We start from the raw sequence: 20,635 nt of genomic DNA, 5'->3' as shown, positions 1-20,635 counted from the left end.
TCAAGGCGCCAACCATGACAGATACTCATTCTCTCGATAACGTCCGCATTGTGCTGGTCAATACTTCTCACCCGGGTAATATCGGTGCGGTTGCTCGCGCCATGAAAAATATGTGCTTGTCGCAGCTGTATCTGGTTGCGCCGCGCAAATTTCCCCACGATGAGGCAACGTGGCGTGCGGCGAGTGCCGGCGATATTCTCGACAATGCTGTGGTTTGTGAAACCCTCGATGAAGCGATTGCCGATTGCCATTTGGTCGTTGGCACAAGTGCCAGGGAGCGAACGGTGCCCTGGCCCTTGCTTAATCCGCGCCATTGCATGGAAGAGGTGTATCGCGAAGCCGGTGCTGGCCATCGCGTTGCGCTAATGTTTGGTCGCGAGGACAGGGGGCTGACAAATGAAGAGCTCCAGCGCTGCAACTTGCATGTACACATCCCCTCTAACCCCGAATACAGCTCACTTAACCTGGGTATGGCCGTGCAGGTTATGGCTTACGAGTTGCGCATGTTGCAGGTGGCGGGTGAGTTGGATGCCAATGCGATGGCTGAGTGGGACCAGCCGGTAGCCGAGGCTGAGGCGCTGGAGCGTTATCTGGTGCACCTTGAGGAAACACTCTACGACATCAACTTCCTGCGCGCTGAGGCACCCAAAAAGCTGATGCTTCGCCTCCGGCGCTTGTATCAGCGCACCCGTCTCGATGAGATGGAGGTCAATATTCTGCGCGGCATACTCACGTCCACCCAATATTGGGTGCGCAAAGCCAAAGAGCGTGGAGAGGATGGCGGGCAGGAAGGCTAGAAGTTGGAGTACGCGGCCCTCAGAGGCTATAATGCGCGGCCGCTCCGTCGCGTTCCTGCGACATACCCGACTAAATTAATCGGGTAAATAGTTGATAGAAATACTAGGTTATTGCATAATCTCCCTACGGAGATTAGGTACGTTTATGCGATTAACGACGAAAGGACGATACGCAGTTACTGCGATGCTCGACTTGGCGCTGTATGGCGACCGAGGCCCTATCAGTCTGGCTGATATTTCCAGTCGTCAGGATATTTCTTTGTCGTACCTTGAGCAGCTGTTTGCAAAGCTGCGGCGCCGGGAGTTGGTGCGGAGTATACGCGGCCCTGGTGGTGGTTATCGCTTAAGTCGGCCGGGTGAAGAGATTTTTGTGGCCGAAATTATCGACGCCGTGGACGAGCGGGTCGATGCCACGGGTTGCTCTGGGCAGAGCGATTGTCAGGACGGTCACACCTGTTTAACGCATCACCTGTGGTCTGATTTAAGCGAGCAGATTCATCATTTTCTCAGTGATATCAGTCTAGCGAGCTTGGTACAGCGTAGAGATGTACAGGCGGTATCGGCGCGGCAACGGCTGCGCGGCGAATCCGAGCAAACTATCGTGCTTACCGCCATCGATTAAGCATTCAAACGCGCTGTGGCGCGAGGGGCGATACGGCGCCCCGATACGAGGAGAGAAATATGCAGTTGCCAATTTATCTGGATTATTCCGCAACCACGCCGGTAGACCCGCGTGTTGCTGAAAAGATGATGGCGTGCCTGACCACTGAAGGCGTGTTCGGCAATCCCGCGTCGCGATCTCACCTGTTTGGTTGGAAGGCGGAAGAAGCGGTAGAAAATGCGCGTCGCCAAGTGGCTGATCTACTCAACGCTGATCCGCGAGAAATTGTTTGGACGTCGGGTGCGACTGAGTCCAATAACCTGGCGGTTAAAGGTGCGGCACACTTCTACAGCAAGAAGGGCAAGCACATTATTACCTCGAAGATTGAGCACAAGGCGGTTCTTGACCCCTGTCGCCAGTTGGAGCGCGAAGGTTTTGATGTGACCTATTTGGACCCGAATGCCGATGGCATTATTACGCCAGAGGCAGTGGAGCAGGCGCTGCGCGACGACACTGTGCTTGTCAGCATCATGCACGCCAATAACGAAATCGGCACAATTAACGACATCGCGGCGATCGGCGAATTATGCCGCGAGCGCAAAATTGTCTTTCACGTCGATGCCGCGCAAACCGCGGGTAAACTGCCTATCGATTTGGCGGAAATGAAGGTCGATTTGCTGTCCATTTCGGCTCACAAACTATATGGCCCCAAGGGCATTGGTGTGCTCTATGTGCGCCGCAAGCCGCGTGTTCGTCTGGAAGCGCAGATGCACGGTGGTGGCCATGAGCGCGGTATGCGGTCTGGCACCCTGCCGACCCACCAAATAGTGGGTATGGGTGAGGCGTGCGAAATTTGCCGCCAGGAAATGGAAAAAGATGCCGCGCACTCGCTGGCACTGCGCGAGCGCTTTTGGAATGGCCTCAAAGATATTGAGCAGGTTCATGTGAACGGCTCTATGGAGCAGCGCTTGCCGGGCAACCTCAACATTAGCTTGGCTTTTGTTGAAGGGGAGTCACTGATTATGTCGCTGAAAGACTTGGCGGTGTCTTCAGGCTCGGCGTGTACCTCGGCCAGCTTGGAGCCCTCATATGTGCTCCGCGCGTTGGGTTTGAATGATGAGCTGGCGCACAGCTCACTGCGGTTCTCGTTTGGCCGTTTCACCACCGACGAGGAAGTGGACTATGCCGTTGAGCAGGTGCGCAAAGCGGTAGACAAATTGCGAGAGCTGTCTCCTCTTTGGGATATGTACAAAGACGGCGTTGATTTAGACAGCATTGAATGGGCTGCCCACTAAGGTAGCTCCGGAGGAGGACGACAAATGGCTTACAGTGAAAAAGTACTCGACCATTACGAGAACCCGCGTAACGTCGGTAAGTTTGATGATGCCAGTGATGAAATTGGCACCGGCATGGTGGGTGCGCCTGCCTGTGGTGATGTTATGCGTCTGCAGATCAAGGTCAACGACGAAGGCGTTATCGAAGACGCCAAGTTTAAGACCTACGGCTGTGGTTCGGCCATTGCCTCTAGTTCACTGCTTACCGAGTGGGTGAAGGGCAAAACGCTCGATGAAGCCGAGCACATTAAAAACACCGAGATCGCACAAGAGTTGGCGCTGCCGCCGGTGAAGATCCACTGCTCTGTGTTGGCGGAAGATGCAATCAAAGCTGCCATTTCGGACTACCGCAAGAAGAAGGGTGCTTAAGTCGCATGGTGGCTGAAGCAATGAAAATATCGCTGACAGAGTCTGCCGCTGAGCATATAAAGCGCCAGCTTGCTGGCAGAGGGCGCGGCCTGGGAATTCGCTTAGGTGTGCGCACGTCAGGCTGTTCCGGTATGGCTTACGTGCTTGAGTTCGTCGATGAAGTGCAGGCGGAAGACAAAGTATTCGAGGCCTTTGGGGCGTCGGTGTTTATTGACCCCAAGAGCTTAGTCTACCTCGACGGTACGGAGTTAGACTTCGTTAAAGAAGGGCTCAATGAGGGCCTGAAGTTTAATAATCCGAATGTGTCTGCAGAGTGCGGTTGCGGGGAAAGTTTTACCGTTTAACAGGCTTGTCGGCATCTGCTGGCGCGTTTCGGTTTATGCCGATCGCGCCTTTTGCGTATTTGGGGCGGCGTTTTTTCGCCATGGGGTGAATCGTGAGTGAGGGCTCTCAACTGGATTTCTTTACTTTGCTTGGGTTGGAAAAGTCGTACGACATTGACCAGGCCGCGTTGACGGCAAGCTATCGGCAGTTGCAGCGCAGTGTTCACCCAGATCGTTTTGCCGGTGGTGACGAGCGCCAGCGCTTGTTGGCTGTGCAGAAGTCGGCGCAAATCAACGAAGCTTACGAAACACTTCGCTCGGCAACCCGGCGGGCGGCCTATATGCTCAAACTCGCCGGGCATGCCGTCGACACCAGTGCCACCACCTTTCAGGATCCTGAGTTTCTAATGCAGCAAATGCAGCTTCGAGAGGAGTTGTCGGACTTGCATGACGCGGAAGACCCTGAGCAGGCGCTCGATCGTTTTTATGCCGATGTGGATAATGCCTTGACGTCTCAACGGCAAGAATTTCAAGGCTTCTATGAGCTTGGCGACTACGATGCAGCAAAGTCGAGTTATGCCAAGCTGCAATTCTTAGAAAAGCTGCGCTACGAAGCGGAACAAAAAGAAAGCGAGTTGCTGGATTTTTAGCTTCGCTCACCGCAGCAAATGGAAAGACAATATGGCGTTAATGCAAATCTCTGAGCCGGGGCAGAGCCCCGAGCCCCACCAACGCAAACTTGCGGTGGGTATCGATTTGGGGACGACGAATTCCCTTGTTGCCACCTTCCGAAACGGCAGCCTGCAAGTGTTGGCTGACGAGCAGGGGCGTGCACTGCTGCCCTCCGTGGTTCACTATGCGGACAGTGGCAGTGTGGTTGTGGGGGACGAGGCGCAGTCGTTTGCGGCAGAAGATCCCAGCAATACCCTGGCGTCAGTGAAGCGTTTAATGGGGCGTAGCTACGCCGATGTCAGTGCCACCGAGCAGTTGTCGACGTATGAGTTGATCGATACTGAGGGAATGGTGAGCTTGAACACGCGCGCGGGAGTGCGCTCGCCTGTGCAAGTGTCTGCAGAAATCCTTCGCGCGCTGGCTGAGCGTGCTCAGCAGAGTTTAGGTGGTGAGCTTCAGGGCGCTGTGATCACGGTGCCTGCGTATTTTGATGACGGTCAGCGCCAAGCAACTAAAGATGCGGCCAGGTTGGCCGGGCTGAATGTGCTGCGCCTGCTTAACGAACCCACTGCGGCCGCTGTTGCCTACGGCCTGGATGAAAAAGAAGAGGGCGCCATTGCCGTTTTCGATCTGGGTGGTGGCACCTTCGATATTTCTGTGTTGCAGATGAGTAAAGGCGTCTTTGAAGTGCTTTCCACGGGGGGCGATTCTGCTTTGGGCGGTGACGACTTTGACCAAGTTATTGCTGCCTGGGCAATGGAGCAGACCGGCGAGTCGAACCTCGATGCGCGCCAGCGCCGCCAATTACTCGATGCCTGCCGCGCCGCCAAAGAATGCTTGACCAGCGCAGAGACGGCAGAGCTGCGTGTTGCTGAGCAGACGCTGTCATTAGCGCGAGAGCAATTCAATGCGCTGGTGGACCCCTTAATTGACCGCGCGATTCGTGCCTGCAAGCGAGCCTTGCGTGATGCCAAGCTAAGCAGTGACGATATTCTTAACGTGGTGATGGTTGGCGGCTCGACGCGGGTACCGCGTGTGCGCGAACGTGTCGCCCAGTGGTTTGGCCGTGAGCCGTTGGTCGACCTTGATCCGGACAAAGTGGTGGCGCTGGGAGCGGCCTCGCAGGCGGACCAGTTGGTGGGTAATCGCAGCGGAGACGAAACCCTGCTTCTCGATGTCATTCCCCTGTCTTTGGGAATTGAAACCATGGGTGGCTTGACCGAAAAGGTGATTCATCGCAACACCACTATCCCGGTGGCGATGGCCCAGGAATTTACCACCTTCAAGGATGGTCAAACGGCTATGGCCATTCACGTGGTGCAGGGCGAGAGAGAGCTGGTCGACGACTGCCGGTCACTGGCGCGCTTCGAGCTTGGCGGTATTCCTCCGATGGTAGCCGGGGCTGCACGGATACTGGTGACTTTCCAGGTTGATGCCGATGGTTTGTTGCAAGTATCGGCCCGAGAAGAAACCACCGGCGTGGAGAGTCAGATTCAAGTTAAGCCCTCTTACGGGCTAAGCGACACCGATATCGCCGATATGCTGACGGCGTCGTTCGACGCCGCTGGCGAAGACAAAGAAGCGCGTGCGCTCCGCGAGCAACAGGTTGAAGCAGAGGCGCTGTTGCAGTCGTTATCTGCGGCATTGCTCGCCGACGGCGAGGCTTTGCTCAGTGAAGAAGAGCAGCGCGAGCTGCTGGCCAAGATGGAGCAGCTCCACAATGAAAAAGCCAGTGGCACTGCGGCGAGTATCGCCCGCCAAATAGAAATTGTAGGCGCTGCGAGTGAAACCTTCGCCGAGCGCCGCATGGACGCGAGTATCAAAAAAGCCCTCGCCGGACGGCGAGTAGACGAACTGTAAGGAGCGCATCATGCCGCGCATAGTTGTATTGCCAAACGAGACGCTTTGTCCAGAAGGTGAGGTGCTGGAAGTTGCCAGCGGCGAGACCATCTGCGACGCCATGCTAGCCAATGGTATTGAGATTGAACACGCCTGCGAGAAGTCCTGTGCCTGCACGACCTGTCACGTTGTCGTTCGCGAAGGGTTTGAGTCACTCGATGAAGCTGACGAGCTTGAAGAAGATATGCTGGATAAGGCCTGGGGGCTGGAGCCGGAATCCCGGCTCAGTTGCCAGGCAGTAGTAACGGATAAAGACCTCGTGGTCGAAATACCGCGTTACACCATCAATATGGTGTCTGAACGCCACTAGACTTTCTGTGTCGCAAGGGGAGTAAACCATGGGTATAAAATGGACGGATGTACTGGATATCGGCATTGAACTCGCCGAAAAACACCCTGATATCGACCCAACATACATTAACTTTGTGGATCTGCACCGCCTGGTTGTGGAGCTGGATGAGTTCGATGATGATCCTAAGCGCAGTGGCGAGAAAGTGCTGGAGGCGATTCAAGCGGCGTGGCTGGACGAGCGCGACTAGCCCTCGGTAATTGTGCCTGAGCCCAGCGCAGCGAGTGCGTACCTATTTGGGGCGAATACGCGTATAATTCCGTCGATTTTTCGGGGGCTTGCCCCAATTTTTGAACTTTAAGCTGGAGATACTCAAATGGGCGTTGAACGCACCCTTTCCATTGTAAAACCCGATGCAGTTGCCAAAAACGTTGTCGGTGAGATTTACAGCCGCTTCGAAAAAGCGGGCCTGCAAATCATCGCGGCAAAAATGCTGCGCTTGAGCCGCGAGCAAGCCGAAGGCTTCTACGCTGAGCACAAAGGGCGTCCATTCTTTCCCGCTCTGGTTGACTTCATGACCTCTGGTCCTGTCACTGTGCAGGTGCTTGAAGGTGAAGGCGCAATTTTGAAAAACCGCGAGCTGATGGGTGCGACTAACCCGAAGGAAGCGGAAGCAGGCACCATTCGCGCGGATTTCGCCGAGTCTATCGATGCCAATGCAGTACACGGTTCTGACTCTGAGCAGTCTGCTGCGCGTGAAATTGCTTACTTCTTCGCCACTAGCGAGCTCTGCGAGCGCGCATAAGAGGGGTGGGGCATGGAAGTGCAAGAGGCAGTCACTCAACACACTGAGCGGGTAAACCTGCTTGGAATGACGCGCTCAAAAATGGAGACTTGGTTGGTCTCCATTGGCGAGAAGCCCTTCCGTGCCCAGCAAATCCTGAAGTGGATTCACCACTCCGGTGTTGACGATTTCGAGCAAATGAGCAATCTCGGTAAGGCGCTGCGTGCCAAGCTGGGTGAGCTTGCCGAGATTCGTCCGCCAAAAGTGGTGCGCCAGCTCGACTCCAAAGACGGCACGCGAAAGTGGGCGATTGAAGTCGGCGGCAATAATTTAGTTGAAACGGTGTTTATTCCCGACGGCCAACGCGGCACGTTGTGCGTGTCATCTCAGGTCGGCTGCAGTCTCGATTGCAGTTTTTGTTCAACGGGTAAACAGGGTTTCCAGCGGGATCTCACCGCCTCAGAGATCCTCGGCCAGGTGTGGCTAGCAATCAAATCCTACGATGCCTTTGGCCCCGGTAAGAATCGCGTCGTCACCAATGTAGTGATGATGGGCATGGGTGAGCCGCTGCTGAATTTTGAGAATGTGGTGGATGCCACCAACCTGATGATGGACGACTTCGGTTACGGTTTGTCCAAGCGCCGGGTTACGCTCAGCACATCGGGTGTGGTGCCGATGCTGGATAAGCTGGGCGACGTATCAGAGGTGTCACTGGCGGTGTCACTTCACGCCCCTAATGACGCGCTCCGCAATGAGTTGGTGCCCATCAACCGCCGCTATCCTATTGCAGAATTGTTGGCGGCATGTCGTCGTTACCTCGATAAGCAGCCCGACAAACATCGTGTGGTCACCGTAGAGTACACCCTTATTGCAGGGGTTAACGACAGCATGGATCAGGCAAGAGAGCTTGCTCAGGTCTTGCGTGATTTACCCTGTAAGGTCAATCTTATCCCCTTTAACCCTTTTTCTCTGTCAGACTATCAGCGGCCGTCGAAGTCGGCGGTATCGCGATTTTGGCAGGTGATGACCGACGCCGGTTACGTGACGACGGTGAGAACGACGCGTGGCGACGATATTGACGCCGCCTGCGGCCAGCTAGCCGGCCAGGTGCAAGACCGCACTCGTCGCGCAGAGCGTCATCGTCGAAAAGCGGAAGAAACACAAATCATTCGGGTGATGTAAAGGGGGCACAGGTGCCAGCAGGACCGAAAAAGTACCCATTAATCGTGAGCTGTGCGTTGGCAGCGTTACTGTCTGCGTGTGTAACGACTCACAAGGGCGGCTTCGCCGAGAAAGCCGACGAGCAAAAAGCATACGAGACCTCACTCCAGCTCGCGAAAAGTTATATCGCCCAAGGTAATTGGGAGCAGGCAAAGCGCCACCTTCAGTACGTAGAAGAGAGCAACCCCCATAACGCCGAAACCATGGAAGCCCTCGCTCTGGTATACCAGAATACCGGAGAGTTGGAGATGGCTGAGAAGTATTACCGGCGCGCGGTGGCCGAAGCGCCTAAGTCGATGCGTATTCGCAACAATTTTGCGGCGTTTTTGTACCAGCAAGAGCAGTATCGCGAGGCCGCTGAGAACCTTGAAATTGTTACCGCTGAACTACTTTACGAACGCCGTTTGGAAGCCTTTATCAACCTTGGGCGCTGCTACCTGAAGCTGGATGAATTGCCCAAGGCTGAAGCCGCCTTTAAGCGTGCACTCCTGATGCAAAGCAGCAATGCGCAAGTTCTGCTGTCGATGGCTGAAGTGACCTATCGTCAGAAAAAATATCCGGAATCCCAGCGCTTTTACGATGCGTTTCGCGAGCAGGCCGTTCGCCCCTCAGCGGCATCGCTGTGGCTGGGGATTCGCCTGGCTCAGATCTTTGACGACCGCGATGCCTATGCCAGCAATGTACTGGCGTTAAAAAATCTTTACCCTAAATCAGAAGAATATCTGCTGTATAAAGCCTCGCTAAACTCGGTGGGGCAGTAAGGGCTATGGGCCAAGGTTCAAACGACAACTATACCGCGCCGCCCGGGTCCGTGTTGCTCGATGCACGGCTGAGCGCCGGCAAAAGCGTTGAAGAGGTGGCCGAGGCGCTGAACCTGTTGAAAACCCACGTCGAGGCGCTGGAGAGTAACGACTACTCCCGTTTTAACTCGCCGATGTTTGCCCGGGGATATATACGCAGCTACGCGCGTTATTTTGGGCTGGACGAAGCACCGCTGCTCAATGACTGCGAGCGTATTTGTCGCCGCGATGAAGAGCAGGCCGCCAAAAAGCGCCCCCAGGGACAAACGCGCGCGCCGGGTCAGGCAAAGTTACTGTTTGCCCTGCTGGGAACGCTGCTGATTTGGGGGCTGAGCGTGCTGCTCTTCAACGGCCAGAAACAGCCGGAAATACAGCTCAGCTTGATTGAGGAGCGCTATGCGCCACTGGTAGAGTTGCGCGCAAGGCCATCGCTGGGTGAGTCGCTGCTACAACTTCCGGACAGCGGCACGGCCCCGCGAGTCCCACCCGAACTATTGCATGATGTCAGCATGACGCTGCTCGCCGACGAAACGGTCTGGGTGGAAGTGCGCGATGCCAACAACGCTATGCAGTTCAGCGGCAATATCGACGCTGGGCAAAAGCAGGAACTCGACCTCCAAGGGCCAGTGCAAATCGCCATAGCGTATTGGCCGGCACTGGAAATTACCTACAACCAGCAGGCTGTTGACCTCAATGGCTTGGCAGAAAGCAACGCCGTGCGTGTGCAGATTGGTGAATTATGAAGATGGAATCACCCATTAAACGCCGCAAGTCTCGCCAGATATTTATCGGCGATGTCGCTGTGGGCGGCGACGCACCGATTTCGGTGCAGAGTATGACGAATACCGACACCTGTGATGTCGACGCGACGGTGGCCCAAATTCGACGTCTGGAAGATGCCTGTGCAGATATCGTGCGGGTTTCGGTGCCGAGCATGGACGCCGCAGAAGCCTTTAAGAAAATCCGCGAGCAAGTCAATGTGCCGCTGGTGGCCGATATTCACTTCGATCACAAAATTGCCTTGAAGGTCGCGGAATACGGCGTGGATTGTCTGCGCATCAACCCGGGCAATATCGGCAGGGAAGATCGCGTGCGCGCTGTTATCGACGCCGCAAAAGCACGCAATATACCCATTCGTATTGGCGTGAATGCCGGGTCATTGGAAAAAGAGCTGCAGCGCAAGTATGGCGAGCCCACTCCCGAGGCATTGGTGGAGTCGGCGATGCGCCACATCGACATTCTCGATCGTCTCGACTTTCAAGACTACAAGCTGAGTGTGAAGGCCTCCGATGTCTTTATGGCGGTGGCGGCCTATCGGCAAATAGCCAGTCAAATTGAACAGCCTCTGCACCTGGGTATTACCGAGGCCGGTGGCTTGCGCGGCGGTACCGTCAAGTCTGCCGTGGGCTTGGGTATGCTATTAATGGATGGCATCGGAGATACAATTCGAGTGTCGCTGGCTGCCGATCCGGTAGAGGAAGTAAAAGTTGGTTACGAAATCCTCAAGAGCCTGAAGCTGCGCACCAAGGGCATCAATTTCATCGCGTGTCCGAGTTGTTCCCGCCAAAACTTTGATGTTATTGGCACCATGAACGAACTTGAATCGCGCTTGGAAGATGTCACCACACCTCTCGATGTCGCCGTGATCGGCTGTATTGTTAACGGCCCTGGTGAAGCGAAAGAAGCGGAAATTGGCCTGACTGGCGGTACGCCCAATAACCTGGTGTACGTTAACGGCCAGAAAGATCACAAAGTGCAAAACCCCGAGTTGGTGGATCACCTTGAAAAACTGATCCGCGAAAAAGTGGCTCTCAAAGAACAACAAGACAAGGACCTGATCGCCCGCAGCTAAGCATCGGGTGCAGTGGTAATAGGTAAACACTTGGCTAGAATTCAATCGATCCGCGGGATGAATGACATCCTCCCCGAGGACTCGCCGTTATGGCAGTACCTGGAGTCCACAGTGGCGACGCTGTTGGCGCGCTACGGCTACCGGGAAATTCGCTTCCCCATTTTGGAGCAAACCGAGCTGTTTAAGCGCTCTATTGGCGAGGTTACTGATATCGTCGAGAAGGAGATGTATACCTTCGAAGACCGTAACGGCGATAGTCTGACTTTGCGCCCGGAAGGCACCGCAAGCTGTGTGCGCGCCTGCGACCAAAATGGTTTGCTGCACAATCAAGTTCAGCGGCTGTGGTATGCCGGGCCGATGTTTCGTCACGAGCGCCCGCAGAAGGGGCGCTTGCGTCAATTTCATCAAATTGGTGTCGAAACCTTTGGCTTAAATGGCCCGGACATTGACGCCGAACTGATTTTGCTCAGCGCGCGTCTATGGCAGCAGTTGGGAATCAGCGATGCCCTGACGCTGGAGTTAAACAGCATTGGCAACAGCGAGTCCCGCGGCCGCTATCGCCAGGCCTTGGTGGATTATCTCAGCCAGTATAAAGACCAGTTAGACGCTGACAGCCAGCGTCGTTTGGACACCAACCCGATGCGGATTCTCGACAGTAAAGTGCCCGAAACTCAGGCTTTGCTGAGTGATGCGCCGTTATTGTCTGACTATTTAGACGATGCCTCCAAGGCACACTTCGACGGTCTGTGTGCGCGCTTGGACGCGGCTGGCCTGAGTTACACCCTGAACCCGAAACTGGTAAGGGGGCTGGATTACTATGGCCTCACAGTGTTTGAATGGACGACGACGGCGCTGGGGGCTCAGGGAACGGTCTGCGCTGGCGGGCGCTACGATGGCCTGGTGCAACAATTGGGCGGCAAAGCGACCCCGGCGGTGGGCTTTGCAATGGGCTTGGAGCGGCTGTGTCTGCTGCTGGAAACCCTAGAGGCGCTGCCGGAATCAAAACCCCTTGCTGATGTCTATATCATCGCCAATGGCGAAGCCTGCGAAATTCGCGCTCTGAGCCTGGCGGAGTCTCTGCGAGACGCGCTGCCTGCGGTGAAGGTCGTGCTTAACTGTGGCGGTGGCAGCTTTAAAAGCCAGTTTAAGAAAGCGGATAAAAGTGGCGCCGCCGTGGCCGTTGTTCTCGGTGAAGACGAGCTGGCCAACGAGCAGGTAACGGTCAAGGTCTTGCGCGGTGAACCGAACCAGCAACAATTGGCTATCAGCGATCTGGCTGAACATATTAAAACAACGCTGTTGTAAGACAGCTGAAGGCTTGAGGAAGAACGTGGAAACCTACCGTACAGAAGAAGAACAAGTAGAAGCTATCAAGCATTGGTGGCGCGAAAACGGCAAGTCTACCGTGCTGGGCGTGGCCATTGCGCTGAGCTTGGTATTCGGCTGGCGTGGCTGGAATAACTATCAGGCTGACCGCGCTGCTGAGGCCTCGGTGCTCTATGAGAATCTGCTGCAGGCCGACGCCGCCGTGCAAAGTAACGGCAGCAAGCGCGAAACCGCTGAGCACTTGGCGAATACGCTAAAAGACGGGTTTTCAGGCCATAGCTATGCCCAATACGCGGCGCTTATCCAGGCGAAATATGCTGTCAATGACGGCGATTACGACGCTGCAGAAGCTGAGCTGAATTGGGTGTTGGCGCAGGGGCCAGATGCGGCGATAAAGGCGCAAACGCAGTTGCGCTTGGCTCGCGTGCAATTTGCCAAGGGCGAACTCGATGCCGCGCTGGCGATTGCTGAGGGGCTGAAAGACGGCAGTGCTGCTGTACAGGCTCTGGAATTGCAGGGCGACGTGATGCGTGCGCAGGGCGACAAGGCTGCAGCGCTTGAGGCGTACCGCCAAGCTGACGCGATTAATCGTCAACAGGAAAACCCGCTGAATAATCCGCTGTTAAAAATGAAAATTAACAGCCTGGCCGCCGAACAAGGCGCTGACAAAAATACCACGGCTCAAAACTAGGAATGGCTATGTCACTGTTGCGCCCACTCGTATTTATTCTGCTAGGCAGTGTGCTGGCGGCCTGCTCCTCGACCCCGAAAAGCAGCGACCCCGCGCCGCTGACAAGCTTTGACGAGCAAAAACGACTCAAAAAGGCTTGGTCTTACTCTCTGGGAGATGGGCAAGGAGAGTCTTACTACCGTATTGCACCGGCTATCGATGGCGATGAAATTTTCATTGCCTCGGCAGATGGTGGTGTCGCGGCCTTGAATAAAAAGACCGGCAAAAAACTCTGGAAGGAATACCACGAGCTGAACATCTCCGGTGGCGTGGGTGTTGCCTCGACGCAGTTATATGTGGGAACTGCCGACGGTGAAGTGGTCGCGTTGGATCGCCTCAGTGGCGACGAACTGTGGCGCACGGCGGTCAGTGGTGAGGTACTTGGCGCACCGGCAGGCAATGGCAGCGTCGTTGTGGTGCAAACCTACAGCGGCTTGGTACATGGCCTGAATGCCGAATCGGGAGAGCGCCTGTGGACTTATACCTCGCAGGTTCCTCGCCTTACCATGCGCGGCACCAGCAGCCCAGTGATTGTTCGCGGTGTTGCCCTGGTGGGCTTGGCCAATGGCCGTATTGTTGCTCTGGACGCCGATACTGGCACCGTGCGTTGGGAACAGCGCGTAGCGGTCGCGCAGGGCAGTACCGAAATTGATCGTCTGGTCGACGTCGACGGCCGCTTGCTGTTGATTGAAAACGAGCAAATAGTGGTCGTTAACGGATATCAGGGCAAAGTGATCGCCATTGATATTGCCAGCGGGCGGCCGCTGTGGGCGAAAGACAATTCCAGCTACGTGGGCGCGGCCGAAGCACTCGGTAACATCTACGTGGTCGACGCCGAAGGCGGTGTTAGTGCGATTGCCGAAGGTGGCCAGAGCATTGTTTGGACGCAAACCGTATTGGCACGTCGGCGCTTAACAGAGCCGGCGGCATTAAGCGGTGTTGTTGCGGTTGGCGATTTTGACGGCTACCTGCATCTGCTGGGCCAATTAGATGGCCAGCTTATCGGCCGTACACGGGTAGACAGCGACGGCCTGCGAGCGCCCATGGCGGTGGATGGAAAGCTGCTATATGTCTACGGCAACAGCGGTAAATTGGTAGCGTATAAAGTTACCGATCGATAGTCGATTGGCTGACGCGGTGTATATTCAGGTAAGAGAAGTATGGTTCCGGTAATCGCCTTAGTCGGCCGCCCCAATGTGGGCAAATCTACATTGTTTAATCGCTTAACCAAGAGCCGCGATGCCTTGGTGGCGAACTTTCCCGGGCTGACCCGCGACCGCAAATACGGCGATGCCATTCTCGGCGATCGCCATTTCATCGTTATTGATACCGGCGGTATCAACGGCGATGAAGAGGGCATTGATGAAGCGATGGCGCAGCAGTCATTGCAGGCCATTGATGAAGCGGATGCCGTGCTGCTGATGCTAGATTCGCGTGCCGGCTTGATGCCTGCTGACCAGGGGCTGGTTAACCACCTGCGTGGCTGCTCGAAACCGGTGTTTTTCGTTGCCAATAAAGTGGATGGCGCCGACCCCAATGTGGCCATGGCGGAGTTTTACCAAACCGGCGCCTCGACGATTTATCCTCTGACTGCGACGCACGGCAAGGGTGTGCGCAAGCTGATCGACGATGTTCTCGCCCTGTTTCCCGAGGCTGATGAAGCCGCCGAAAGAGAAGAAGCCACCGGTAAAAAAATAGCGGTAGTTGGCCGGCCAAATGTGGGTAAGTCCACCCTGGTTAACCGCATGCTCGGCGAAGATCGCGTTGTCGTCTACGATCAGCCGGGTACCACCCGCGACAGTGTGTACATCAATTATGAGCGCGATGGGGAACCCTATACCCTGATCGACACCGCGGGCGTGCGCAAACGCCGCCACATTAACGAAGCGGTGGAAAAGTTTTCAATTGTTAAGACCCTCAAGGCCATCGATGACGCCAATGTGGTGATTTTGGTGATGGACGGTCGCGAAAATATCGTCGATCAGGACCTTCACTTGTTGGGGCAAGTTGTCGATGCCGGACGCGCGGTGGTGGTCGCGATCAACAAATGGGATGGCCTGACCACCGACCAGAAAAACCGTATCAAGACGGAGTTGGACCGCCGCCTGCAATTCATCGATTTTGCTGAAGTGCATTTCATTTCTGCCCTGCATGGTACGGGGGTAGGGCATTTGTATGAGTCGATAGAAAAGGCCTACCGCTCTGCGACCCAAGATCTGCAAACCCGCCGTTTAACGATGATCCTGGAAGGGGCGGTCTACGACCATGCGCCGCCGATGATCAATGGTCGCAGAATCAAACTGCGCTATGCCCACCCCGGTGGTCACAACCCGCCGATCGTGGTGATTCACGGCAATCAAACCAGCAAGGTGCCCAATAGCTATACGCGCTATCTGGAGAAAGTTTTCCGCCGCGAGCTGAATATGGTGGGCACGCCCATCCGCATTGAGTACAAAACCTCCGACAACCCCTACGAGGGCAAGAAGAATCAGCTTAGCAAGCGCCAAATAGACCGCAAGCGTCGTTTGGTCAGCTTTGTTAAGAAGAAAGAAAACAAGAAAAAACGCGGGCGTTAACGCGCAATCGCCAGTGGAAAGCGTTGTGAATATGTCTTTACCTACCACGCCTGCCAATGCCGATATGGATACGCCCGAGCGTATTCGTGAGTTTGTCGAGGCGTTTTACGAGCGCTTGCTGGCCGATGAGCGCCTGGCACCCATTTTTATCGATGTTGCCAACATCGATATTCGTGAGCATTTTCCGCGAATTCAGGCGTACTGGGAGAAACTGTTGCTGGGCGGTGATAATTACCAGCGCCACACCATGAATATTCACCGTGCACTTCACGCCAAGCAAACCCTGACGTCTGCCGATTTTGAACGTTGGCTGAGCTACTTCGAGCAAACTGCGGATAGTCATTTTGCCGGCCCCAAAACTGAGCGCGCCAAAATGATCGCCAAGCGCATCGCCACCAATATGGAACACGCCCTGTCATCCTGAAGGGCGCCCAGTGTTAATGGCTAAGCATGGTGCCTGCCAGCGCCAGGCAAAACCCCATAACTGCCCCGAGAGGCGGTGCCCAGTGTTTGTCGAGCCGCGACTGCGGTGCAATATCCTGAAATATCAGGTACAAAATCCCGCCTGAAGCGAACAGCATAATCCCACCTAAGATGCCTGGTGCATCGCCCAGGAACAGATAACCGAGTAGGCCGGCGATAGGTCCCAGCGGCACAAAGGCATACATTATTCTCAAGCTACGGCGCGCGTTGGCGCTGATTTGATTGAGCTCACGGTAGGCGTTGAAGCCCTCGGGCAGGTTTTGTAATCCTATCAGCAGCGCCATCAGTGCAGCCGTCGGTGACCCCGTCGCCATCAGCCCGCCCAGGGCGATCGCTTCGGGGATGTAGTCGAGCATCATCCCCATTAATTGTGGTGACTCGCGTCGCCGCAAGCCCATTGCTCTCTCAATGGCGAAAAAACACAGGCCACCCAGCACAATGGTGATGATGGCCAGAGCTGGCATGTCCATACCTTTCAGGCCTTCCGGCACTAAAACCAAGCTAACGGCGCCCAGCAAGATGCCGCCACCAAAGGCGATAACGAAGTGGCGAAATTCGTTCTCCAGCCAATCCGGGCCGAGGTGTTCAATGCGTGCCAGCAGGCCGCCTATGGGAATGGCGACGCCGGCCAGTCCAGCGTAGAGCATTATTTGCAGGATGTCGGACATACTTATTCAGACTCGCTCTGCTCAGCATCCGGGGTGGGTTGGCGCAGTATGTAGATACTGACTAGCGCGGCGATGCTGCACAGCACGGCGCTTACCCAGGGGATTCGCACGATCAAAAAGGCGCTACTTAACATCATTATCCACAGCACGGTGATGATCAGCGCCTTTATCTTTTTGGGAATGCCTTGCCCCTCAATGTAATAGCGAATGTACACACCGAACCAGGGATGCTCAGTTAACCAGCGATAGAACTTGGGCGAGCTGCGAAGAAAGCAAGCGGCGCTGAGAATCAAAAAAGGCGATGTCGGCACCACGGGCAGCAATAAGCCGATCATCCCCAAGACAAATGACAGCCAGCCTATGGCGATCAGGCTATAGCGGATGACGGGATTGCGGTGCTCGTAGGGTGACTTCATGTTGAGTGGCGTACGACCTCTGGGTTTGTTGTCTGTGGCATTTTAGCGCGCTGATCGTTTTTGTCAGCAGAGTGATCAGCAGCGACATTGTCTGGTTTAAGCCTCACAGAGATACTCCTCCGGCAAGCCAAATCTGGGCCTGCTATTGCACTATCGGCCATATGGCCTAAGTAGCTGCAGGGCAGGGTACATTACCAAGGAGAGACGAGATGTCTTCATCGGCTGAAATTTTAAGTCAGGCCTTTACATTGGGGTATACCTATACCCGTTCAACCGGCCCTATTGTGGGCCAGTTTCTCACAGCGTTGCGCGACCGGAAAATGGTCGGTATCAAAGGCAGCGACGGCAAGGTGCTTATGCCGCCGGTCGAATTTGATCCAGTGAGTGCGCAAGCGCTGAGCGATTTTGTGGATGTTGCCGATTGCGGCGTTGTGCAAACGTGGAGCTGGGTCAGTGAGCCGCGTAAGGCGCACCCCAGCGACAAACCCTTTGCCTGGGCGCTGATTAAGCTCGATGGCGCTGATACGCCCATGCTTCATTGGGTGGATGCAGATGATGCGGCGCAGATGTCTACGGGTATGCGTGTAAAAGCGCGCTGGGCAGAGAAAACCCAGGGCTTAATCTCTGATATCAATGGTTTTGTTCCCGAGGCGACCGCGCTGAGTGAAGACTACCAAGCTAATGAGGCGGAAGAGCCTATCACGGGTATCGACTCGCCCAGTTACCTGACCTACAACTTCACAGCAGGTGGCGCGACCGCACGTTACCTGGCTGAACTCAAGAAAGGTAAGTTGGTAGGACAGCGCTGCCCCTCCTGTGAAAACGTTTATATTCCCCCACGCGGTAGCTGCGCTGCCTGTGGTGTGGCGACAACCGACGAAGTTGAATTGACCAATAAGGCTACCGTCGAGTCGTTCACTATCGTGTATATCCCCATTCCCAACAACCCGATCAAGCCGCCCTACGTGATTGCAAACCTGGTGCTAGACGGCGCCAATATCAGTTTCCTGCACCTGCTTAGTGAGTGTAAGAACGAAGATGTGCGTATTGGTATGCGGGTTGAAGCCGTGTGGAAGCCCGAAGAAGAGTGGGGCTATGCCATGGAAAATATCCAGTACTTCAAGCCCATCGACGAGCCCGATGTTCCGGTGGAAGAAATTGGCAAATTGAAAAAAGGGGGCCGTTAAGATGCGCGATGTAGCTATTGTAGCCTTTGCCCAGTCTGATTGTGTGCGCGATGCTGGCGCTCGCAACGAAGTTGAGCTGATCATGCCGGTCTTGCAGGAAGTCTACAAGCAGACGGGTATTAACAGTGCTCAGGATGTTGACTTCACCTGCTCTGGTAGTTGCGACTACCAGCAGGGCGCAGCCTTCGCATTTGTGGCGGGTGTTGACGCGCTGGGTGCCGTGCCACCCATTAAAGAGTCACACGTTGAGATGGACGCCGCCTGGGCGCTCTATGAGTCTTGGCTAAAAATTCAAATGGGCCAGGCCGAGTCGGCACTGATTTACGGCTTTGGTAAGTCGTCGCCAGGCGAATTGCCGATCGTACTCTCTCAACAGCTCGACCCCTACTACTTGGCGCCACTCTGGGTGGACACCATTGCCTTTGCTGCCATGCAGGCGCGGGTGATGCTGGAGCAGGGTTTGATTACTGAAGCCGAGATGGCTGAGGTCGTTGCGCGCTCACGCAAAAACGCCGCCAACAACCCCCACGCTCAGTTGAAGGGTGATGTCAGTGTTGATGAGCTGCTCGCCGAGCCTGAGTATGAATCGCCACTGCGTCGCCACGATTGCTGCCCAATCTCTGATGGCGCTTGTGCAATGATTATATGCACCGTCGAGAAGGCTAAAGAATGGGGTAAGCCCTATGCCGTGATTAAGGGGATTGATCACCGCATCGAGACCCACCACATCGGCTCGCGCGATCTAACGCAATCAATCTCTACCAAACAAGCGGCTGAGGCGGCTGGCGTCGCGCAAGGGCCGGTGGATATTGCCGAGTTGTATGCGCCGTTCAGCCACCAGGAAATCATCCTGCGCCGGGCGCTGAATTTATCCGATGACACCAAGGTAAACCCGTCGGGCGGCGTGTTGGCAGGCAATGTGATGATGGCCTCTGGCCTGTCGCGCATCGGTGAAGTGGCCATGCGATTAATCAACGGTGAAGGCAAGCGCGGCGTGGCACACGCAACGTCGGGGCCGTGTCTGCAACAAAACCTGGTAACTGTACTGGAGGCCCAATAATGGCTCAATTAGCTGCTGTGGTCGGCGTCGGTCAGACCAAATACAAAACAAAGCGCGGCGACGTATCGATCGCGGGCTTGGTTCGCGAAGCGGCGCAGAATGCGCTCAATGATGCCCAGCTAACCTGGGATGACATCGATGCCGTCATCCTCGGCAAGGCGCCGGACATGTTCGAGGGCGTTATCATGCCCGAGCTGTACCTCACCGATGCACTGGGTTGTAACGGCAAGCCAATGCTGCGCGTGCACACCGCCGGCTCCGTTGGGGGCTCCACGGCTATCGTGGCGGCATCCTACGTGCAGAGCGGCGTGTTCAAACGCATTCTCACGGTGTCGTTTGAGAAGCAATCCGAGTCCAACGCCATGTGGGCATTGTCCAACCCTCAGCCATTTTCTCCACACTTGAATGCGGGTGCTGGCGGTTATTTTGCGCCGATTATTCGCGAGTACATGCGCCGCTCTAATGCCCCTTATGACGCGGGTATTAAAGTTGCCGTTAAAGACCGCCTGCACGGTGCCAAAAACCCGCTGGCGCATCTACAGCTGCCAGAAATTACTATGAAAGAGGTCGAAGACAGCCCAATGCTGTGGGAGCCACTGCGCTTCCTTGAGGCCTGTCCGTCGTCTGATGGTGCCTGCGCGATGGTGATTGCCAACGAAGATCTTGCCGAGCAATCACCGGGCAAACCGGCGTGGATTCGCGGTGCGGCAATGCGCTCTGAGCCGACTATGTACGCCGGTCGTGAGCAGGTTAATCCGCAAGCGGGCCGCGATTGTGCGAAGGATGTGTACAAGCAAGCGGGTATCGACAATCCTCGCAAGGACCTCGATTGCGCCGAAGTCTACGTGCCATTTTCTTGGTATGAGCCCATGTGGCTGGAAAACCTCGGTTTTGCCGAAGACGGTAAGGGTTGGGAGCTCACCATGAGCGGCGCAACCTCCTTGCTGGAAGGTGGCGATATTCCCTGGAACTGCTCTGGTGGCGTACTGTCGTCGAACCCGATTGGTGCCTCGGGCATGATTCGCTTTGCCGAAGCTGCGCAGCAGGTGCGCGGTGAAGCGGGAGACCATCAAGTGGACGGTGCCAAGACGGCATTGGGTCACGCCTATGGCGGTGGTGCCCAGTTCTACTCAATGTGGGTAGTGAGCAGCGAAAAGCATTAACAAATGGTCATCAGCCATCCCCCTTAACTCGTCCCTTGGGAGGATGGCTGGGTGAGAATGGCCTTGTTACTGTGTTGGGCTATAC

At 55.5% G+C, this 20,635-nt stretch carries 24 protein-coding genes; 22 read left to right on the top strand and 2 right to left on the bottom strand.

Annotated features, from left to right (window positions below):
* Positions 1-14: 14 nt before the first annotated feature.
* From trmJ to HNR64_RS07600, 19 genes are all read left to right on the top strand, one after another.
* Positions 15-797, top strand: a complete 783-nt coding sequence (trmJ, locus tag HNR64_RS07690; protein ID WP_036255995.1) for a tRNA (cytosine(32)/uridine(32)-2'-O)-methyltransferase TrmJ — start codon at positions 15-17, stop codon at positions 795-797.
* A gap of 145 nt (positions 798-942) precedes the next feature.
* Complete coding sequence (gene iscR, locus HNR64_RS07685; RefSeq protein WP_027873625.1) at positions 943-1,419, top strand: Fe-S cluster assembly transcriptional regulator IscR; 477 nt, start codon at positions 943-945, stop codon at positions 1,417-1,419.
* A gap of 59 nt (positions 1,420-1,478) precedes the next feature.
* Positions 1,479-2,693 carry an IscS subfamily cysteine desulfurase gene (locus HNR64_RS07680; RefSeq protein WP_204995928.1) on the top strand — a complete coding sequence of 405 codons (1,215 nt, stop codon included), beginning with the start codon at positions 1,479-1,481 and terminating at the stop codon, positions 2,691-2,693.
* 24 nt (positions 2,694-2,717) lie between these two features.
* Positions 2,718-3,101, top strand: coding sequence for a Fe-S cluster assembly scaffold IscU (iscU, locus tag HNR64_RS07675; protein WP_204995927.1), 384 nt, complete (start codon positions 2,718-2,720; stop codon positions 3,099-3,101).
* A gap of 20 nt (positions 3,102-3,121) precedes the next feature.
* Complete coding sequence (gene iscA / locus HNR64_RS07670; protein ID WP_027873628.1) at positions 3,122-3,445, top strand: iron-sulfur cluster assembly protein IscA; 324 nt, start codon at positions 3,122-3,124, stop codon at positions 3,443-3,445.
* 92 nt (positions 3,446-3,537) lie between these two features.
* Complete coding sequence (gene hscB / locus HNR64_RS07665; protein WP_288362441.1) at positions 3,538-4,074, top strand: Fe-S protein assembly co-chaperone HscB; 537 nt, start codon at positions 3,538-3,540, stop codon at positions 4,072-4,074.
* A gap of 31 nt (positions 4,075-4,105) precedes the next feature.
* Positions 4,106-5,956, top strand: a complete 1,851-nt coding sequence (gene hscA, locus HNR64_RS07660; protein WP_204995926.1) for a Fe-S protein assembly chaperone HscA — start codon at positions 4,106-4,108, stop codon at positions 5,954-5,956.
* Positions 5,957-5,966: 10 nt separating this feature from the next.
* Complete coding sequence (gene fdx / locus HNR64_RS07655; RefSeq protein WP_204995925.1) at positions 5,967-6,305, top strand: ISC system 2Fe-2S type ferredoxin; 339 nt, start codon at positions 5,967-5,969, stop codon at positions 6,303-6,305.
* Between the two features lie 28 nt (positions 6,306-6,333).
* A complete protein-coding gene (gene iscX / locus HNR64_RS07650; protein ID WP_027873632.1) occupies positions 6,334-6,534 on the top strand; it encodes a Fe-S cluster assembly protein IscX in 201 nt (66 codons plus the stop codon).
* A gap of 126 nt (positions 6,535-6,660) precedes the next feature.
* Entirely contained in the window at positions 6,661-7,089 is a 429-nt protein-coding gene (gene ndk, locus HNR64_RS07645; RefSeq protein ID WP_027873633.1) for a nucleoside-diphosphate kinase, read from the top strand.
* Between the two features lie 12 nt (positions 7,090-7,101).
* On the top strand, positions 7,102-8,250 hold the full coding sequence (gene rlmN, locus HNR64_RS07640; protein WP_204995924.1) for a dual-specificity RNA methyltransferase RlmN: 1,149 nt from the start codon (positions 7,102-7,104) through the stop codon (positions 8,248-8,250).
* 11 nt (positions 8,251-8,261) lie between these two features.
* The gene (gene pilW, locus HNR64_RS07635) at positions 8,262-9,050 is read left to right on the top strand and encodes a type IV pilus biogenesis/stability protein PilW (protein WP_204995923.1); all 789 of its coding nucleotides are present in this window, start codon (positions 8,262-8,264) and stop codon (positions 9,048-9,050) included.
* A 5-nt stretch (positions 9,051-9,055) separates the two neighbouring features.
* On the top strand, positions 9,056-9,832 hold the full coding sequence (locus HNR64_RS07630) for a helix-turn-helix domain-containing protein (RefSeq protein WP_204995922.1): 777 nt from the start codon (positions 9,056-9,058) through the stop codon (positions 9,830-9,832).
* On the top strand, positions 9,829-10,941 hold the full coding sequence (gene ispG, locus HNR64_RS07625; protein ID WP_204995921.1) for a flavodoxin-dependent (E)-4-hydroxy-3-methylbut-2-enyl-diphosphate synthase: 1,113 nt from the start codon (positions 9,829-9,831) through the stop codon (positions 10,939-10,941). Before HNR64_RS07630 ends, ispG begins: the two co-directional genes overlap by 4 nt.
* Before the next feature lie 30 nt (positions 10,942-10,971).
* On the top strand, positions 10,972-12,246 hold the full coding sequence (gene hisS / locus HNR64_RS07620) for a histidine--tRNA ligase (RefSeq protein ID WP_204995920.1): 1,275 nt from the start codon (positions 10,972-10,974) through the stop codon (positions 12,244-12,246).
* A gap of 25 nt (positions 12,247-12,271) precedes the next feature.
* Complete coding sequence (locus HNR64_RS07615; RefSeq protein ID WP_204995919.1) at positions 12,272-12,958, top strand: YfgM family protein; 687 nt, start codon at positions 12,272-12,274, stop codon at positions 12,956-12,958.
* 8 nt (positions 12,959-12,966) lie between these two features.
* A complete protein-coding gene (gene bamB, locus HNR64_RS07610) occupies positions 12,967-14,118 on the top strand; it encodes an outer membrane protein assembly factor BamB (protein WP_204995918.1) in 1,152 nt (383 codons plus the stop codon).
* A gap of 39 nt (positions 14,119-14,157) precedes the next feature.
* A complete protein-coding gene (der, locus tag HNR64_RS07605) occupies positions 14,158-15,573 on the top strand; it encodes a ribosome biogenesis GTPase Der (protein ID WP_204995917.1) in 1,416 nt (471 codons plus the stop codon).
* 31 nt (positions 15,574-15,604) lie between these two features.
* Entirely contained in the window at positions 15,605-15,997 is a 393-nt protein-coding gene (locus HNR64_RS07600) for a group III truncated hemoglobin (RefSeq protein WP_204995916.1), read from the top strand.
* 13 nt (positions 15,998-16,010) lie between these two features.
* On the opposite strand, the gene HNR64_RS07595 is transcribed toward HNR64_RS07600, so the two are convergent.
* Complete coding sequence (locus HNR64_RS07595) at positions 16,011-16,724, bottom strand: ZIP family metal transporter (protein WP_204995915.1); 714 nt, start codon at positions 16,722-16,724, stop codon at positions 16,011-16,013.
* 2 nt (positions 16,725-16,726) lie between these two features.
* Complete coding sequence (locus HNR64_RS07590; RefSeq protein WP_204995914.1) at positions 16,727-17,140, bottom strand: YbaN family protein; 414 nt, start codon at positions 17,138-17,140, stop codon at positions 16,727-16,729.
* Between the two features lie 209 nt (positions 17,141-17,349).
* Here HNR64_RS07590 and HNR64_RS17125 point away from each other — a divergent pair, with 209 nt between their 5' ends.
* The 3 genes from HNR64_RS17125 to HNR64_RS07575 are packed head-to-tail and all read left to right on the top strand — an operon-like array spanning position 17,350 to position 20,550.
* Positions 17,350-18,327 carry a Zn-ribbon domain-containing OB-fold protein gene (locus HNR64_RS17125; RefSeq protein WP_239547691.1) on the top strand — a complete coding sequence of 326 codons (978 nt, stop codon included), beginning with the start codon at positions 17,350-17,352 and terminating at the stop codon, positions 18,325-18,327.
* Position 18,328: 1 nt separating this feature from the next.
* The gene (locus HNR64_RS07580; protein ID WP_204995913.1) at positions 18,329-19,387 is read left to right on the top strand and encodes a thiolase domain-containing protein; all 1,059 of its coding nucleotides are present in this window, start codon (positions 18,329-18,331) and stop codon (positions 19,385-19,387) included.
* On the top strand, positions 19,387-20,550 hold the full coding sequence (locus HNR64_RS07575) for a thiolase domain-containing protein (protein WP_204995912.1): 1,164 nt from the start codon (positions 19,387-19,389) through the stop codon (positions 20,548-20,550). Before HNR64_RS07580 ends, HNR64_RS07575 begins: the two co-directional genes overlap by 1 nt.
* Positions 20,551-20,635: the final 85 nt, after the last annotated feature.

Source organism: Spongiibacter marinus (genome assembly GCF_016906995.1).
GTDB lineage: Bacteria > Pseudomonadota > Gammaproteobacteria > Pseudomonadales > Spongiibacteraceae > Spongiibacter > Spongiibacter marinus.
This window is presented reverse-complemented; position numbering and strand designations above follow the sequence as displayed.